At 65.4% G+C, this 17,319-nt stretch carries 16 protein-coding genes and 1 tRNA gene; 3 read left to right on the top strand and 14 right to left on the bottom strand.

What is annotated here, in order from left to right; translation table 11 throughout:
• Nucleotides 1–54: 54 nt before the first annotated feature.
• Nucleotides 55–1,737, bottom strand: coding sequence for a cyclic nucleotide-binding domain-containing thioredoxin-disulfide reductase (locus FJV83_RS15645; RefSeq protein WP_142885881.1), 1,683 nt, complete (start codon nucleotides 1,735–1,737; stop codon nucleotides 55–57).
• 242 nt (nucleotides 1,738–1,979) lie between these two features.
• On the opposite strand from FJV83_RS15645, the gene FJV83_RS15640 reads away from it, so the two are divergent.
• From FJV83_RS15640 to FJV83_RS15630, 3 genes are read left to right on the top strand one after another with little or no spacing between them, the layout of a single operon-like run.
• A complete protein-coding gene (locus FJV83_RS15640; protein ID WP_142885882.1) occupies nucleotides 1,980–2,816 on the top strand; it encodes an FMN-binding protein in 837 nt (278 codons plus the stop codon).
• Between the two features lie 24 nt (nucleotides 2,817–2,840).
• A complete protein-coding gene (locus FJV83_RS15635; RefSeq protein ID WP_246691871.1) occupies nucleotides 2,841–3,563 on the top strand; it encodes an FAD:protein FMN transferase in 723 nt (240 codons plus the stop codon).
• A complete protein-coding gene (locus FJV83_RS15630; RefSeq protein ID WP_142885884.1) occupies nucleotides 3,560–5,071 on the top strand; it encodes an RnfABCDGE type electron transport complex subunit D in 1,512 nt (503 codons plus the stop codon). The genes FJV83_RS15635 and FJV83_RS15630 overlap by 4 nt, the downstream gene beginning before the upstream one ends.
• 7 nt (nucleotides 5,072–5,078) lie before the next feature.
• Here the strand turns inward: FJV83_RS15630 and FJV83_RS15625 are convergent, their stop codons facing one another.
• The 13 genes from FJV83_RS15625 to FJV83_RS15565 all read right to left on the bottom strand — a co-directional run bounded on the left by FJV83_RS15625 (nucleotide 5,079) and on the right by FJV83_RS15565 (nucleotide 17,203).
• The gene (locus FJV83_RS15625; RefSeq protein ID WP_142885885.1) at nucleotides 5,079–6,422 is read right to left on the bottom strand and encodes a HAMP domain-containing sensor histidine kinase; all 1,344 of its coding nucleotides are present in this window, start codon (nucleotides 6,420–6,422) and stop codon (nucleotides 5,079–5,081) included.
• Nucleotides 6,422–7,087 (bottom strand): response regulator transcription factor, encoded by a 666-nt coding sequence (locus tag FJV83_RS15620; RefSeq protein ID WP_095773385.1) that lies wholly within the window; start codon nucleotides 7,085–7,087, stop codon nucleotides 6,422–6,424. The genes FJV83_RS15625 and FJV83_RS15620 overlap by 1 nt, the downstream gene beginning before the upstream one ends.
• The gene (locus FJV83_RS15615; protein WP_245318145.1) at nucleotides 7,087–7,404 is read right to left on the bottom strand and encodes a hypothetical protein; all 318 of its coding nucleotides are present in this window, start codon (nucleotides 7,402–7,404) and stop codon (nucleotides 7,087–7,089) included. The genes FJV83_RS15620 and FJV83_RS15615 overlap by 1 nt, the downstream gene beginning before the upstream one ends.
• A 117-nt stretch (nucleotides 7,405–7,521) precedes the next feature.
• Nucleotides 7,522–8,064: a cytochrome b gene (locus FJV83_RS15610; protein ID WP_095773387.1), complete on the bottom strand. Its 543-nt coding sequence runs from the start codon at nucleotides 8,062–8,064 to the stop codon at nucleotides 7,522–7,524.
• A 292-nt stretch (nucleotides 8,065–8,356) separates the two neighbouring features.
• A tRNA-Leu gene (locus FJV83_RS15605) sits at nucleotides 8,357–8,441 on the bottom strand.
• A 142-nt stretch (nucleotides 8,442–8,583) separates the two neighbouring features.
• Nucleotides 8,584–9,204, bottom strand: coding sequence for a 2,3-bisphosphoglycerate-dependent phosphoglycerate mutase (locus FJV83_RS15600; protein WP_095773388.1), 621 nt, complete (start codon nucleotides 9,202–9,204; stop codon nucleotides 8,584–8,586).
• 41 nt (nucleotides 9,205–9,245) lie between these two features.
• Complete coding sequence (dapB, locus tag FJV83_RS15595; RefSeq protein ID WP_142885886.1) at nucleotides 9,246–10,067, bottom strand: 4-hydroxy-tetrahydrodipicolinate reductase; 822 nt, start codon at nucleotides 10,065–10,067, stop codon at nucleotides 9,246–9,248.
• Nucleotides 10,064–11,923 carry an ABC transporter ATP-binding protein gene (locus FJV83_RS15590; protein WP_142885887.1) on the bottom strand — a complete coding sequence of 620 codons (1,860 nt, stop codon included), beginning with the start codon at nucleotides 11,921–11,923 and terminating at the stop codon, nucleotides 10,064–10,066. Before FJV83_RS15590 ends, dapB begins: the two co-directional genes overlap by 4 nt.
• Before the next feature lie 135 nt (nucleotides 11,924–12,058).
• The gene (locus tag FJV83_RS15585) at nucleotides 12,059–13,084 is read right to left on the bottom strand and encodes a glucokinase (RefSeq protein ID WP_095773391.1); all 1,026 of its coding nucleotides are present in this window, start codon (nucleotides 13,082–13,084) and stop codon (nucleotides 12,059–12,061) included.
• A 188-nt stretch (nucleotides 13,085–13,272) separates the two neighbouring features.
• Nucleotides 13,273–14,358, bottom strand: coding sequence for a penicillin-insensitive murein endopeptidase (mepA, locus tag FJV83_RS15580; RefSeq protein WP_142885888.1), 1,086 nt, complete (start codon nucleotides 14,356–14,358; stop codon nucleotides 13,273–13,275).
• 121 nt (nucleotides 14,359–14,479) lie between these two features.
• A complete protein-coding gene (locus tag FJV83_RS15575) occupies nucleotides 14,480–15,379 on the bottom strand; it encodes an SDR family oxidoreductase (RefSeq protein ID WP_142885889.1) in 900 nt (299 codons plus the stop codon).
• Nucleotides 15,376–16,530 carry a tRNA epoxyqueuosine(34) reductase QueG gene (gene queG / locus FJV83_RS15570; RefSeq protein WP_142885890.1) on the bottom strand — a complete coding sequence of 385 codons (1,155 nt, stop codon included), beginning with the start codon at nucleotides 16,528–16,530 and terminating at the stop codon, nucleotides 15,376–15,378. Before queG ends, FJV83_RS15575 begins: the two co-directional genes overlap by 4 nt.
• Nucleotides 16,511–17,203 (bottom strand): glutathione S-transferase family protein, encoded by a 693-nt coding sequence (locus FJV83_RS15565; protein WP_010912586.1) that lies wholly within the window; start codon nucleotides 17,201–17,203, stop codon nucleotides 16,511–16,513. The genes queG and FJV83_RS15565 overlap by 20 nt, the downstream gene beginning before the upstream one ends.
• Between the last annotated feature and the right edge of the window lie 116 nt (nucleotides 17,204–17,319).

Genomic DNA, 17,319 nt, shown 5'->3' with positions numbered 1-17,319 from the left:
TCTCTCCTGAACTATCTCTTCGTTGAAGCTTTTCCGAAAACCGACTTTTCGGGATCATGCTTTGAGGCGTGACGGCGGGCTGCCGTCCCGCGCGAGATAGGCATGCAAGGCGGCGACCACCTGGGCGCCCTCGCCGACGGCGGCCGCGACGCGCTTGACCGAGCCGCAACGCACATCGCCGATGGCAAATACGCCGCTGCGGCTGGTTTCCATCAGGCCATGTTGCGGTCCGAGTTCCGATCCGGTGCGGATGAAGCCCTTGGCATCCAGCGCCACATTGCATTGCGCCAGCCAGTCGGTGTTCGGGTCGGCGCCGATGAACAGGAAAAGGTGGCGGATCGGGCGTGTCGTCTCTTCGCCGCTGACGCGGTTGCGCCAGCGGACAGTGGCAAGATTGCCCTCCTCGCCCTCCAGCGCCTCGATTTCGGTCTCGGTCAGCACCTCGATGTTCGACTGCGCCTTGATGCGCTCGACCAGGTAACGCGACATCGAGGCATCGAGGCTGCCGCCGCGCGCCAGCAGCGCCACCTTGCGCGCATGGCTGGCCAGATAGACCGCCGCCTGCCCGGCCGAATTGCCGGCGCCGACCAGCGCGACCTCCTGCCCGGCGCAAAGCCGGCCTTCGATCGGCGAGGCCCAATAGTGCACGGACGTGCCCTCGAACTGCGACAAATTGGCGACGTCGAGGCGGCGATAGCGCGCGCCGCTGGCGATCACCACGCTGCGCGTGCGCACCGTTTCGCCGTCGCCGACATCGAGCAGGTAGCCGGCGCCCGAATTGTCGGTCGCCGCGCTCAAAAGCTTCGCTTCGTCGGGAATCACCATTTCGACGCCGAATTTCTGCGCCTGGTTGTAGGCGCGCGCCATCAGCGCCATGCCGGTGATGCCGGTGGGGAAGCCGAGATAGTTCTCGATACGCGAGGAGGCGCCAGCCTGCCCGCCGAAGGCCCGGCAATCGAGCACGATGGTCGACAGCCCTTCGGAGGCCGCATAGACCGCCGCCGCCAGCCCCGCCGGCCCGGCGCCGACGATGGCGACATCATACAGCGTATCGGCATCGATCGGCCTGAGCAGGCCGATGCAGCGGGCGAGGTCCTTCTCGCTCGGATTCATCAGCAGCCTGCCGTTCGGGCACAACACGACGGGCAAATGGTGCGGATCGACATCGAAGCGCTCGACCAGGGTTTTGGCGCACGGGTCGCTGCCGGAATCGAGCACGCGGTGCGGCTGGCCGCTACGGGCCAGGAAGCCCTGCAGCCGCAGCACATCGACGTTGCCGAGCGGCCCGATGATGATCGGCCCGCTGGTGGCGCTTTCCAGGAGCCCGACGCGGCGCAGGATCAGCGCCCGCATGATGCGCTCGCCGAGATTGGCCTCCTGCACCATCAGGTCGCGCACCCGCCGCGAGGGAATGACGAAGGCCTCGACCGGCTCGGCGGCCTCGGCATTGACCAACGAGGGACGGGCCGAAAGCTGCGCCAGCTCGCCGACGAAACTGCCCGGGCCATGGCTGACGATCGTCTCGCGCCGGCCAAGACCATCCTGGATGATATCCACCTTGCCCGACAGCACGACGATCAGGCCGGGCGCGACATCGCCAGCCTTGATGATGTGCTCGCCGGCCGCATAGGCGCTGGCCTCGCCGAAACGGCGCATGTGGTCGATGTCCGCCTCGCTCAGCGTGGGAAATGCCTGGTCGCGCCGGGCGCCGAAGATTGCAGTGCTGGATTGAGACATGCCGCAAGCGTAGCGAAGCCGCGACCCGGTTTGAAGTGGTTTGTTCGGCGCCTAGCCGCGAGGGCAGGTTTGGTTGACGGCCGTCGTCCCATTCGTGCCGGGATGACGACTGGAGGTTCAAGGATCGGTGCTGTCGACGGTGTCCGCGCCTGACAGCCAATTGTCAGCTGGATCGTGAGACATTGTTTGCGAATTGCCGCGAAGTCGATTCGCCGGCACGGGATTGAAGGTGAAACGAGCCAATGAAACAGATTGCCCTGTCGCTTTTCGTGATCGCGTCTTCGGGCGCCTATGTCTGGGACCAGGCAGGCAAGGGTCCTGCCGGCGACATGATCGACACGGCGGGTTCCGCCAATGCCGCCGAGGACAGTGTGGTGCAGCCCCCTGCTCCGGCCAGCCCCGTTCAAACTGATCCCACTCCAGCGCCTCCACCGCCATCGCCCGGGATCCGCCAGCAGAGTGCGCGGCTCGATCCTCCCGCGACCACGCCGACATCGGTCGGCGGCGAAACCACCGCCGCGATCTCCGCGCCCGCGCCAAGGCAGCAGCAGGCGACCAAGCCGCCGCTCTCAGCCAGCTCTCCGCAGCTTTCTCAAGCACCCGCAGCCCAGCCAGAACAGGCGCCAGCTCAACGCATCGCCGATGCCGCGCCGCGGACGGCGTCCTTCACCATAACCCCGGCCGTCTATATCCCGATTCCGCAGCCGAGGCCGGATTATCCGCAAGCACACGCCCGGGTCTTCAAGACCGCCATGAAGCTGGCTGTAAGCCCGGGCACCAAGCCGGCGGGGCACGGCTTTGCCGACGGTATCTACACCGGTCCTGCCGCCGATGCCTATTACGGCCTCATCCAGATTCAGGCTTCGATCCAGGGCGGCCGTCTGACGGCGCTCAAGGTGCTGAAATACCCGAATGACCGCCGCACCTCGATCAGCATCAACAGGCAGGCGCTGCCGATGCTGCGTGACGAGGCGATCAGTGCGCAGAGCGCCGATGTCGACATCATTTCGGGCGCCACGCTGACCAGCAAAGCCTTCATCCAGTCGCTTGGCGGCGCCTTGAAGAAGGCATCGTCCTGATCCATGCGCGATACGAGGATCTTGATGGGCATGCCCATCACCGTCGACATCGCCGGTGCCTCGGGCTCCACACTTGTCGACACGGTCTTCGATTATTTCGAGCACATCGACCGCCGCTTCAGCACCTACCGGACCGACAGCGAGATTTCGGCCATCAACCGGGGTGATCTTCCGATCCGCGACTGGAGCGCCGAAATGACGGAAGTGATGGCGCTTGCCGCACAGACGAAAAACCAGACGGACGGGTATTTCGACATCCGCAAGCCCGACGGATCGCTGGACCCGTCAGGGATCGTCAAGGGCTGGGCCATCCGCAATGCCGCCGGGATCGTTCGCCGGGCCGGCGTCGGCGATTTCTTCATCGAGGCGGGCGGCGACATCCAGTCCTGCGGCCGAAATGCTTCGGGTCTCGACTGGAGCGTCGGCATCCGCAATCCCTTCAATGCCGAAGAGGTCATCAAGATCGTCTATCCGCGAGGACACGGCGTCGCCACCTCCGGCACCTATGTGCGCGGGCAGCACATCTACAATCCGCTCGGGGCCGGCGATCCCATCACCGAAATCGTCAGCCTGACCGTCATCGGCTCGGATGTGTTCGAGGCCGACCGTTTCGCCACCGCCGCCTTCGCCATGGGCCGGCGGGGCATTCTCTTCCTCGAACAGGCGCCTGGCCTCGAAGGCTACGTCGTCGACAGCAACCGTCGGGCCACGCCGACGAGCGGCTTCGGAGCTTTTTGCCAGCCATGATCAAGACCATCGACCGGCTTCTTGACCATCAGACCATGTACCGGCTGGTCCTCTATTACCTGGTCGCCCTGCTGGGCACGGCCTTCGTGCTCGGCTTCCTCAAACTAGTGCCGCATGATCCGGTCATGCTCGCCTTCACGACGGGGCTGATGGTGGGCGCCTGCTGGATCACCAACAGGGTCTTTGCGGCCGTCTTCAAGGTTCCGGCCAACACCGAGTCGGTCTACATCACCGCCCTCATCCTGGCGCTCATCCTCGATCCGGTGGCCGCCACGGACCTCAAGGGGATATGCGCGGTGGTGTTCGCCTGCGTCTGGGCGATTTCATCCAAGTTCATCCTCGCCATCGGCGGGAAACACCTGTTCAATCCCGCGGCGCTGGGCGTGGCGCTGACCGCGCTGCTGCTCGACCAGCCGGCCAGCTGGTGGGTCGGCGGCAATTTGCCATTGCTTCCCGTCGTGCTTGTCGGCGGCCTCCTCATGGTGCGCAAGCTGCGCCGGCTCGATCTGGTCGCCACCTTCGGTGTCGTCGCGCTGACGACAATCCTGGCAACCACCGAGCCGTCGCAGTACGCCGCCGCGCTGACGGAGACGCTGGGCTCGTCGCCGCTGCTGTTCTTCGCCTTCGTGATGCTGACCGAGCCGCTGACCGCGCCGACCACACGGTGGCCGCGCATCGCCTTCGCCGCCATCGTCGGCTTCCTGTTCGCGCCAAACATCCATGTCGGCTCGTTCTATTTCACGCCGGAACTGGCGCTTCTGACCGGCAATCTGTTTGCCTACGCCGTGAGCCCAAGGGGACGCTTCGTGTTGACACTCGAGCGCATCGAGCAATCGGCGGTCGACAGCTATGATTTCATCTTCAGGTCACCGCGAAAACTTGCCTTCCAGGCTGGACAGTATCTGGAATGGACACTTGGGCTCGACCGATCGGACAATCGCGGCAACCGCCGCTATTTCACGGTGGCGTCGGCGCCCACGGAGCAATCCATACGGCTCGGGGTCAAGTTCTACCCGCAATCGAGCGCCTTCAAGCAAATGCTGGGCACAATGAAGCCGGGCAGCACGATCCACGCCTCCCAACTGGCCGGCGACTTCACCTTGCCGGCCAATCGCCAAACCAAGGTTGCCTTCCTGGCCGGCGGCATCGGCATCACGCCATTCCGCTCGATGCTGCAATATCTCATCGACAGCCGTGAAAGGCGGCCGATCGTCGTCCTCTACGGGGCCGAGACCCAGCAGGACATCGCCTATCGCGATGTGCTCGGCGCGGCGAGACGGGAACTGGGCATAAGGACGGTGCTTGCCGTGGCCCGGGGGGCCGAGCGGGGCCAGTATCCAGGCTATATCGACGCGCGCCTGGTGCGCCTGGCCATCCCCGATTATCTGGAGCGGACCTTCTACATTTCCGGCCCCCAGGCCATGGTCAAGGCGCTGCGCGACACGCTGCTGGGCATGGGCGTTCGCCGCTCGAAGATAAAGGTCGACTATTTCCCCGGCTTTGCCTGAGCGTCGATCAACCCTGCCGGGGCAGGGTGATGGTCACGACCAGGCCGGGGTCGGCGTTGGTCATCGTCAGCCGTCCGCCATAGGCTTCGACAATGTCCGCGACGATGGCCAGGCCCAGCCCGCTGCTGCCGCCCTTGCTGTCCAATTGCACCCCGCGTGACAGGGCGGATTCCCGGTCCGCGTCGGGGATACCCGGGCCGTCGTCGGCGACGGCGATGGACACGTCGCCGCCGGTTGCCCACGCCTTGACCCGGACCGAGGATCTTGCGAAGCGCGCCGCGTTCTCCACCAGATTGCCGAGGATTTCCGAAAGGTCGCCCTCGTCGACCGGCGCCATGAAATCCTCCGCGGCGTCGATCCGGAACGAGAGCTGCTTGCCGCCCGGCGTGCGCTTGATGACGGCGATGACGCCGGCCGCGGCTTCCCTGACGCGGCACGATGCCTTGCCGGAAACGCCGGGCGCCAGACGGGCGCGCGCGAGTTCGCGCTCGACATGACGTCGGATCGCTCCAGCGCTCTTCTCGATCTCGTCGGCCAGCTCGGTCTCGCCCTTGCCGCGCAGGGCCCGGATGTCGGCCGACAGCACCTGCAGTGGCGTCTTCAGGCCATGCGCCAGGTCGGTGGCGCGCGACCGGGCGCGTGCAAGGGCCTTCTCCTGCGCATCGAGGAGGCGGTTGATTTCGTCGGCGAGCGGCTGCACCTCGCTCGGCGCCGCCACGTCCAGTCGTGCCGTCCGCTGCGCGATCACGTTTCGAACGGCGTCCCGCAGGCTTTCCAGCGGCGCGAGGCCAACGGTGATCTGGACGAAGAAGGCCGCCATGAGGGCGGCGGCGAGCAGGATGAGCGCCGGGATGAGATCGCGTACATATTCGCGCACCGACACTGTGACGCTGCCATGATCTTCCGCCACGATGGCGCGAAACGACCGGCCGTCGGCATCGGTTATGGTGCGCACGACGGCTACGGTGAGTTCGTCGCCAGGCCCCTTGAGCTCCTCGATCGTTCTCAGTTCGCCGCTGGCGCCCTGGTCGGGCAATGCAAGCTTTGCGTCCCATAACGAACGCGAGCGCACCAGGCTATGGCTGGCCAGGTCTTCCACCTGCCAGTAATGACCCGACAGCGGATTGGTGAAGCGCGGGTCGGTCAGGCCCGGGGCGACCGAAAGCTGGCCGTTGGCCGCGAAGCTGGTCGCGCCGATCAGTTCATTGAGATCGGCGGTCAGTTCGCCGACGATACGCCTCTCGACATTCAGCTCGAACAGATAGCGCAGCCCGACCCCGGCAATGGCAAGGGCGACGAGGATCGAAATGGTGGCCGCCGACCAGAGCCTGAAGCGGATCGAATTGCCCATCAGGACGGCTCGTCGGGGACGAAATATCCGAACCCGCGCCGAGTCTCGATGACGTCGTTGCCGAGCTTGCGGCGCAGGCGCGCGACAATGACCTCGATTGTGTTCGGATCGCGATCATTGCCGGAATCGTAGAGATGCTCGGCGAGTTCGGTCGGCGCCACCACGCGCCCGGCATGATGCATCAGGAACGCCATCAGCCGGTATTCCAGCGGCGACAATGCGACGGCAACGCCGCGCAGCGAGATGCGCATCTGGCGCGTGTCGAGGAGCAGCGGTCCGGATTTCAGCACCGGCGCCGCCTGGCCTGTCGAACGGCGAAGGATCGCGCGCAGCCGCGCCAGCAGTTCGTCCATTTCGAACGGCTTGGGCAGGTAGTCGTCGGCGCCCGCATTGATGCCTTCGACGCGCTCGGTCCAGAGGCCCCGCGCCGTCAGGATCAGGACGGGAAAGCGGCGCGTGTTGGCCCGCCAGCGCTTCAGCACGGTCAGGCCATCGAGTTTCGGCAATCCGAGATCGAGGATCGCCGCGTCGTAATTCTCGACGTCGCCCGCGAACCAGGCGGCCTCTCCGTCGCGCACGGTATCGACGGCCATCCCCGCGGCCTTGAGCACCGCCGCGATGTCGCTGGCGATGCGCGGCTCGTCTTCGGCAAGCAGTATCTTCATCAGTCACCGCCCCTGCCGCGCATCAGCACGCCGGCGCCGGCATCGACATCAACGATCCTGCGGCGTCCGTCAGGGGCGACGACCTGGAAGCGATAGACCCAGCGGTCGCCGATCCGGATGAAATCGACGGCCACGATGTCGCCGGGTGCATCGGCGTGAACCACGCCAAGGATATTGGCCAGGCCCTTTATTTCGCCACGCTCGTAAAGGTCCCGCGCCCGGTCGTGATCGCCATCGTCATCCTCGTCCGCGCGGGCGTGGACCGGTCGAAGCAGGACAAGCCCGACCAGGCTCGCCGTCGCCAGATGTTTCAGCATCGGTTTCATCCGAGGGCCATGCAGCAGACCTTGTGTTTCAATCCGGCTCGTCACCTGGCCTTGTCTCCTGGTCCGCAAACACGGCAAAGGGCATCGCCCGCCGACGTTGCCTTGCAATCAGGGGCCAGTTGTCCCCGGCAGCATACGCTTGAGCACGTCGTCCCCGCGGATATAGTGATGCCAGAGCGCAGCCGCCGCGTGCAGACCGGCAACGATCAGGATCAGATTGGCGCAGAGGCTGTGCAATTCCCTTATGGTTCGGGCCGTGGCGCTGTCCGCGGAGACCGGAGCCGGGATGGTGAAGAGGCCGAAGAAACTCAAGGCGTCGCCCCTGTACCAGGTCACCAGGATGCCAAGAACCGGAATGGCGACAAGCAGCCCGTAAAGCACGAGATGCGCGACCTTGGCCACCCATCGTTCCAGCTCCGACATGTCCCGCGGCAGCCCCGGGGTTCCCAAGATCAGGCGCAGGCCAATGCGGATGACGACCAGCGCCAACAGCAGCATCCCGAACGAGATGTGGAACCACCAGACGAGTGCCCGGCCGGGGTCGTTGCGTGGAAAGATATCCGCGACATAAGTCAGGCCGTAAAGGCCGATAACCAGCAGAAACACGGCCCAATGAATGGCCTTCTGTGCGCTTGTGTAGGTAGGATTCATGCAAGGCTGTCCAATTTTGAATGTTTCTAAACTAGCCGCGATCATGTCAAAGCTTTGTCGGGTCGGTCCCTTCGACGGCAATCGAGGGGGCCGTGACGGTTGGCCCGACGAGAGCGGTTGTGGAACCGGGCATTGACGATCGCGACCCGGCGAGACATTGGCTGGAGGAACCTGTCAGTTCGCTGACAGTCGGGCACCGGACAACGCCGATATGCCGGACAAAGAAAAAGCCCGGACGAACCGGGCTTTTTCTTTGGGTTTCTGAACCATCGAACGGTTCGAAACGGGAATTTGGTGCCCAGAAGAGGACTCGAACCTCCACTCCTTGCGGAACACGGACCTGAACCGTGCGCGTCTACCAATTCCGCCATCTGGGCTGGTGCGGGCTCATGTAAGCGGGCAAGCGATTGCTGTCAACGCGCTTTTTGGACCATGCCGCCGAAAGCTGGAAACACGGCTTTGGCTAAAGCGCGATGTTCCAGCCGAGGCCTGGACTTCCGCTTGCCGGCTCAGCAAGCGTCAGCCCTCCAGCACTTCCTTCGACGCCACGGTCGAATCGGCGTTCAGCTGGTAGATGACCGGCACGCCGGTGCCGAGTTCCAGCTTGACGATCTCCTCGCCAGACTTGCCGTCCAGCGCCATGATCAGCGCGCGCAGCGAGTTGCCGTGCGCGGCGACCAGCACCGTGCCGCCGCGCAGCACGTGCGGCTGCAGGTCGTGCAAATAGTAAGGCCAGACTCGGGCGCCGGTGTCCTTCAGGCTTTCGCCGCCTGGCGGCGGCACGTCGTAGGAGCGGCGCCAGACATGCACCTGCTCCTCGCCCCATTTCTTGCGGGCATCGTCCTTGTTGAGGCCGGAAAGGTCGCCATAGTCGCGCTCGTTGAGCGCCTGGTCGCGGATGGTCTTGAGATCGCTCTGGCCAACGGCGTCGAGAATATGCTGGCAGGTCTTTTGCGCCCGGCTCAGCGCCGAGGTGAAAGCGATGTCGAACTTCATGCCGCGCGCCTTGAGTTTTTGCCCGGCGGCCTTGGCCTCGGCGTGACCCTGCTCGGTCAGGTCGACGTCACGCCAGCCGGTGAACAGGTTCTTCAAATTCCATTCGCTCTGGCCATGGCGCACGAGCACGAGGGTTCTCGACATGTTTGCTCCTTCAGATTGGCAAAATTGGCAGATTGGCCGCTTCAGCTCAGGCCGAGCACGTCCCGCATCGAATAGAGTCCTGGCTTCTTGCCACGGGCCCACAGCGCCGCCTTGACGGCGCCGCGCGCGAAGATGGCGCGGTCCTCGGCATGGTGGGACAGCGTGATGCGCTCGCCGGTGCCGGCGAGGATGACGCTGTGGTCGCCGACCACCGAGCCGCCGCGCAGCGTGGCGAAGCCGATGGACCCGGTTTTTCGCACGCCCGTATGGCCGTCGCGTGAACGCACGTCATTGCCGGCGAGCGCAATGCCGCGCCCGGCGGCGGCGGCCTCGCCGAGCAGCAATGCCGTGCCCGAAGGCGCGTCGACCTTGTGCTTGTGGTGCATTTCCAAAATCTCGATGTCGAAATCGTCGGCGTCGAGCGCGCGTGCCGCCTGTTCGACCAGCACCGCCAGGAGATTGACGCCGAGGCTCATATTGCCCGACTTGACGATCGTCCCGTGGCGCGCCGCGGCCGCGATCCTCGCATTGTCGTCGGCCGAACAGCCGGTGGTGCCGATGACGTGGACGATGCGCGCCTGCGCCGCGTAGCCGGCGAATTCGACCGATGAGCCCGGCGTGGTGAAGTCGAGCACGCCGTCGGCCTTGGCGAAAACCGGCAGCGGATCATCGCCGATCGGCACGTTGATGATGCCTATGCCTGCGAGCTCGCCGGCATCCTTGCCGAGATGGGGCGAATCCGCGCGCTCGACCGCGCCGATGACGCGGGCGCCCGGAATGGTGTGGATGGCGCGGATCAGCGTCTGGCCCATGCGGCCGGCTGCCCCCACCACCACAAGGCCCATATCGCCTTGATCGCTCATGTGCTCCTCACCGCCGTCTTTTTCGCACGCGTGGCCCGGACCGGAGTTTGGATCGGCTTGCTGTCATCGACAAGCCCCAGACCCTTCTTGCCCTGCACCCTGTGGAACCGTGCATAGACACTGTGCGGATCTGCCATCAGCGCGGCATGCGTGCCTTCCTCGACCACCCGGCCCTGTTCCATGACGACGATGTGGTCGGCATTGACCACCGTCGACAGGCGGTGGGCGATGACGATGGTGGTGCGTCCTTCCATGACATGGGTCAGCGCTTCCTGGACGCGGGCCTCCGCCTCGTTGTCGAGCGCCGAGGTCGCCTCGTCGAGCAGCAGGATGGGCGCCTGGCGCACGATGGCGCGGGCGATCGAGACGCGCTGGCGCTGGCCGCCGGACAGCGTCGCGCCGTTCTCGCCGACCGGAGTGTCGTAGCCTTGCGGCTGCTGGCGGATGAACTCGTCGGCCGCTGCCTGGCTTGCCGCGCGCTCGATCTCGGCGTCGGTGGCCGACATGCGGCCATAGCGGATGTTGTCGCGGATCGTGCCTTCGAACAGATAGGGCGACTGCGAGACATAGGCGATCGAGCCGCGCAGCGACTGTTTGGTCACCTTGGAAATGTCCTGGCCATCGACCTCGATGGTGCCGGACTCGACGTCGTAGAAACGCTGCAGTAGCGCCACCAGCGTCGTCTTGCCGGCGCCCGAGGCGCCGACAATGGCGGTCATCTTGCCGGCGGCGGCGACGAAGCTCAGCTCCTGCAGCACCGGCGTCTCCTCGACATAGCGGAAGGACACGTTGTTGAAGCGCACTTCACCCGACGTGAAGTGTGCCTCGACGGCATCCGGCGCGTCGCCCTGTTGCGGCTCGAGGTCGAGCAGTTCGTAGATCATGCGGGCATTGACCAGCGCGCGCTCCATGCCGACCTGCATGCGCGCCAGGCGCCGTGCCGGATCGTAGGCCAGGATCAGCGCGGTGATGAAGGAAAACACCGCGCCCGGCGGCTGGCCGAGAACGAGTGCCCGGTAGCCGGAATAGGCGATGACGGAGGTGACGGCGAGGCCGGCCAGCATGTCGGAAATCGGCGCCAGCCGCTCCGAGACGCGGGCGATCTTGTTCGACCGCTGTTCGGCCGTGTCGGCCAAGGCGCCGATGCGGCTCGCCAGCTGTTCCTCCATGGTGAAGGCCTTGACGATGGCGATGCCTTGCGTGGCTTCCTGGACAGCGCCGATCAGCCGGGAATTGATCAGCACGGATTCCCGCGTGATACGCCGCACCCGACGCGTCAGGTGGACGACCGCCCAGATCAGCGGCGGTCCGATCAGCAGCGAACTCAGCGATAGAACCGGATCCTGGTAGATCATGATGCCGACAAGGCCGACCAGGGTCACCGCGTCGCGGGTGATGGATGTCAGCGTGATCGACAAGAGGTCACGGATGCCGCCGACATTCTCGTTGACCTGCGCCGCCAGCCGGCCGGAGCGCGTATCGTTGAAGAAGCCGACGCCGAGCTTCATCAGATGGTCGAAGATGCGTTTCTGGTAGCGCGCCACCAGATTGTTGCCGATCGTGGCCAGCGCCACCGCCTGGCCGTAGCCGGCGAAGCCGCGCACCAGGAAGGCCCCCATGATCCCGGCGCAAATCCACACGACCAGGTCGCCGCGCCGTTCGTAGAAGATCTGGTTGACGATCGGGCTCATGATCCAGGCCGTGAAGGCGGTCGTGCCCGACACCAGCAGCATGCAGGAGACGGCGACGACATAGGACCAGCGATGATCGCGGCCGTTTTCGGAGAGGATGCGGCGCAGCACGGCGTTGACTTCGCCAACGCTGGCTTTCTGCTTGTTTGGAGCTTGAAGTGTCAAATCGGGAGCTTCGTGGGTTTTTCGCCTGGGACCGGGCTGCAATTCGGCACTCCTCTTAGCGCCATGCGGCCGGCTTGCCTATGCCCGCGGCTGATTAACTTCGTCGCGGGCGCCCCGACGATTCGCGCTGGGGGTTCAGGCCTGCCAGCGTCGGCCGGCCGTCTGGACGCCGAACAGCGACGGGTTCCTGGCATAGGCGGCAAGGCCGAGAAGGGCGGCCAGCGGATGGGTGATGACATAGACGGGCATGGTGCGCATCAGCGCGCTGTGCGGCGCCTTGTCCTCGAAGGCGGCACGGAAATTGCCCTCCTTCAGCGCCGGCACGATCTTCTGCGCGATGCCGCCGGTCAAAAACACGCCGCCACGGCTCATGAACACCAGGGCAAGATCGCCGGCCGTGCGCCCAAGGCAGGTGACGAAGGTCTCCAGCGCTTCCTGCGCCACCGGATCGGTCTTGGCCAGCGCCGCGCCGGTGATCTCGGCCGGCGTGGTGAAAGGCGCCGGCTTGCCGTCCGCCTTGGCGACAGCCCGGTAGACGTTGACGAGGCCGCGCCCGCACAGGATCTGTTCGCCGGAAATGCGGCCCTCGAGCTTCTCTATATGCGGAAACACCTCGAAATCGCGCGGCGTGCGCGGGCCGATGTCCATATGGCCGCCCTCGCCGGGCACCGGGATCCAGTGGTGTAGCGCATAGACCAGCCCGGCGACGCCGAGACCGGTTCCAGGCCCGAGCACGACGCGGCCGGCATTGGGCTCAGGCGTGCCGCCGCCGATCTTTTCCATATGCTCTTCGCCGAGCGCCACGACGGCCAGCGCCTGCGCCTCGAAATCGTTGAGCACGACGATGTCGCTCAAGCCGACATTGGCGAACATCTGCCTCGGCTTGACGACCCACGGGCAATTGGTGAGCTCGATCTCGTCGCCGTCGACCGGGCCGGCCACCGCCAGCACCGCCGAATTGGGGCGGACCGACGAGCGGTCGAGCACCGCCGCCTGGATTGCCTCATCGATCGTGTTGAAATTGGCGGTCTGGACGATCTGCGGCTCGGTCGGCTCGGAATTGGCGTCAAGCACGATCGAAAAGCGCGCATTGGTGCCGCCAATGTCGCCGATCAGGATCGGAAACCGCAACGACGTGTCGGTATCGCTTACGCTTGGCATGCTCTCGTCCGTCTCCGGCGCCCCCTGACGGCGTCTCGCCGTTCCTCCGTTGACTAGCGCATGGGTTTGAAAAGGGAAACGGTTTTCGAACCCGTCCGTGCGCAGAGAGGGGTTCTGCGGCCAAACGGCCACTATTTCCCGAAAACAGCTGGCTAAACCGATTGAGCCGGCCGGTGGCGCGGAGGCAATCAGTTCGCGGGCGGCCGTGGCCGTGGCACCGGCGCGCCCATCCTGGGGGTCGCGGCGAAAGCATTTGCCGCGCCTGGCAAATCGCCGCTGCCACTGGCCATGGCGGCAGGCGGCGATGGCACCTCCGGTTCGGGTGCGGCGACCGCGACCGGCACGGCGCCGCCATGATAGGTCGCCGCCTCGGCCGAATCCGGGCCCGGCGCGTCGAGCACCGCGCGGCATTCCTTGGGAAGGTTGGCCATCGTCATCACGTCACGGGCCTTCGGCGCGTCCGGGTTCTTGTTCGGCCGCCATGGTTCTTCGGTGAACCACCAGGCCAGCGGCTTGCCGCAGCCGTCATCATCCGGCGTCGCCTCCTGCGCCTTGCAGTCGGGCGAGCCCGGCTGGCAGCCGATGCGCATATGGAAATGATAGTCGTGGCCCCAGAACGGCCGGATCTTGCGCAGCCAGCCGCGGTCGCCCTTGACGGTGTCGCAGAGCTTTTTCTTGATCCCCGGATTGACCAGGATGCGTTCCACCTCGGGGTAGCTCGCCGCCCGCTTCAGAAGCGCGGTGTGCTGCGGCGTCCACAGCGCGTCCTTCACCAGATGTGTCTTCTCGTCGACCATCAAGGTGGCGCTCATCGATTCGCGCTGCGCCCTGGTCATGGCGCGGTCAGGCATTGGTGTCAGCCAGATGTCGGCATCGAGCCCGATCTGGTGCGAGGCATGGCCTGTCATCATGGGGCCGCCGCGCGGCTGCGAAATGTCTCCGATCAGAAGGCCCGGCCAGCCGTCGGCGGCGGCGTCGCGCGACAGTTTCTCGATCAGCGCGATCATTGCCGGGTGGCCCCAGCGGCGGTTGCGCGAGGGCCGCATGACCTGCCAGGTCGGGCCGTCCATGGGGATGGCGACACCACCGGCGAAGCAGCCCTTGGAGTAGAAGCCGAAGGATTGCGGGGTGGTCGCGGTCGGCAATTTTTCGGCGCCGAACAGGTCTTTTGCCCGTTCCTCGGCCGCCGCGGGCTGCGCGGCCAGAACGAACAGGCCAAGTGCTGCCGCCAGCAGTGATTTCTTGGCCACAACCGGCCGTGACGCTGTCTTCATGAAACCGGATCCCACCGCATCCCAAGGCCGAATCATAGCACGCAACGCAGCCTGCTTCGATCGCCCTAACCCTTGGCGCAATTCCTGAGGAAAAACCGTTTCACGCCTTTCCTGGAATTGCTTAGCCCTTCATCGGGCTGCGCGCTTCGCCGTCGCGCCAGTCGCCGCTTGCCCACATATGGTCGAAGGCGGCGCGGTAGTCGGGAAAGCGAAAGCGATAGCCCGTCGCCTTGATCGCCGCATTGGCGACACGCTTGTTCTCGCCATAGAAGGACCGCGCCATGGGCGAAAGTTGGGCGGTGTCGAAAGGAATTTCCGGCGGCGGCTCGACGCCCATCAGCGACGCGGCATAGGCAACGACATCCTGCGGCGGCGCCGGCTCATCATCGGTGACGTTGAAGATCCCGCCCTTGTTGCCATCGATGAGTTGCCACAACGCCCCGGCAATATCGTCGCAATGGATGCGATTGAACACCTGATCGGGCTTGACCAGCCGCCGCGCGGTGCCGTTTTCCAGATTGACCAGCGCATTGCGGCCAGGACCATAAATGCCGGACAGACGCAGGATCGCCACCGGCTTGCCGATTTCCCCGCCGAGCTTCAGCCACGCCTGCTCAGCCTCGACCCGCATGACGGAGCGTTTCGACACCGGCCGGCATGCGGCCGTTTCGTCGACCCAGGCGCCGCCATGGTCGCCATAGACGCCGACGGTCGAGAGATAGCCGATCCATTCGAGCGCCGGCATCCCCGCGATCGCCTCCCGGGCGGCATTCAAGACGGGGTCGCCGGCCTCTTCCGGGGCGACCGAAATCACCAGATGGGTTGTTTTTTGCAGCGCTTCGCCGATTTCGCCGGTCAACGCGCCATCGAACAGCAGCGGCGCGATGCCGGCCTGGCGCAGGGCCGCGAATTTTTCATTGGACCGCGTCGTGCCAAGGATCGCGGCGGCATCCCTGTTGGCGCGGGCAAAGGCCTTGCCGGAGTAACCGGCGCCGAAGATGAAGATCTGCTTTTCACTCATGCATGCGCCCCGTCTGGCCGCGCCAGGCGCCATTCCTCGCGCACCGCCGCATCGTTCTCGGTTTTCAGACCGGTCGCGGCCCGCACGGCATATTCGGCGTCAGGCACCAGCCGCGCCAGCGCCCATATTGCCGCGCCCCGCACCAGCGGCGAGGGATCGCTAAGCAGCGCGCGCACAGGGACTGCGAGCGCGGCATCGCCGGAATTGCCGGCGGCGATCAGCACGTTGCGGATGAAGCGGTCGCGGCCGATGCGCTTGATCGGCGAGCCGGAGAAGAAGGCGCGGAAGGCCGCGTCGTCCAGTTCGAGCAGGTCGGCGAGCGGCGGCTCGCGCAGATCGTTGCGCGCGGCGAGTTTTGCTTCCGACGCGGCGCGGGCGAACTTGTTCCACGGGCAGGCGGCCAGGCAATCGTCGCAGCCATAGATGCGGTTGCCGATCTTTTCGCGGAATTCGTGCGGGATCGGCCCCTTGTTCTCGATGGTGAGGTAGGAAATGCAGCGCCGCGCATCGAGCCGGTAGGGCGCCGGGAAAGCATCGGTCGGGCAGGCGTCGAGGCAGGCGCGGCAGGAGCCGCAATGGTCGATCTCGGGGCGGTCGGGGACCAATTCGGCCGTGGTGAAGATGGTGCCGAGGAACAGCCAGGAGCCGTGCTCGCGGCTGACCAGATTGGTGTGTTTTCCCTGCCAGCCGAGACCGGCGGCTTGCGCCAGTGGCTTTTCCATCACCGGCGCGGTGTCGACGAACACCTTAACGTCGCCGCCGGCGCGCGCGACGATCTTGCCGGCGATTTCCTTCAGCCGGCCTTTCATCACATCATGATAATCTCGGTTCTGCGCATAGACCGAGATTGCGCCCCGGTCATGCCTGGCCTGCAGCACACGCGGATCATGATCCGGCCCATAGTTCATCGCCAGCACGACGATCGAGCGCACGTCAGGCCAAAGCGTGGAAGGTTCGCTGCGCCTTGCAATCGTCTCGGCGATCCAGTCCATCGAACCGTGAAAGCCGTCGGCAACGAATTCGGCCAGGCGGGCCGGAGCCAGCGGGATCGCGTCGGGGGTGGTGACGGCAATGCCATCGAAGCCGGCGCGCTGCGCCTCCGCGTCGATCAGCGCGCGCAGTTTTGTGGCGTCAGAAATCGAGGTCCGCATAGTGTGACACCGGCGACAGGCCGCGCACGCGGTCGGTCAAGAGCGGCCGGAAGGAGGGCCGCGACTTCACCCGCGTGTACCATTCGCGCGCCGCGGCATGTTCGCGCCAGTCGATCTCGCCGAGATAGTCGAGCACCGACAACGTCGCGGCGGCGGCGAGATCGGCATAGGTGACCCGGCCGCCGGCCAGCCAATGGCGGGTGCCGGCCAACCAGTTGGTGTATTTCATGTGCTGGCGGATGTTGGCGCGCGCCGCACGGATCGCGCCCGAATCGGGCGAACCGCCACCGGCGGTTTCCGGCATGATCGGCTTCAGCACGCGTTCGCGCACCAGATGGCGGGTGACTTCGCTTTCGGCCTTGTTGAGGTACCAGTCGATCAGCCGGCGGATTTCGGCGCGCTGCATCGGGTCTTCGGCGAACAGCCGCTTGTCGCGCTTGAGCACACCGCGGGTCTCGTCGAGATATTCCGAGATGACCGTCGCGCCGACGATCGGCACGTCGCCTTCGGCGAGCAGGATCGGCAGCGTGCCGGCCGGGTTCAGCGCCAGAAACTCCTTGCGCCGCGTCCACGGCTTTTCCTCGATCAGCGCCAGCTCCTCGCCATACTCGCCGAAAGCAAGGCGGACGAAGCGGCAGGTGGCGAACATGGGATGATGGAAAAGCGTCAGCATGGTTCCGCGATGATAAAGCGCACTGGTGTGGTGGATTTGAAGTTCCTGCCCCCCTCAATGGCATCAGCGTTCAGGAACTTCAAATCCAAACCGCACTAGAACTTAAAGTCACAGTG

Origin of the sequence: Mesorhizobium sp. WSM4307 (assembly GCF_007003945.1) — a bacterium.
In the GTDB taxonomy this organism is placed as follows: Bacteria; Pseudomonadota; Alphaproteobacteria; order Rhizobiales; family Rhizobiaceae; genus Mesorhizobium.
Note: the sequence above shows the minus strand (reverse complement) of the source record. Positions and strands in the feature narration are given on the sequence as shown.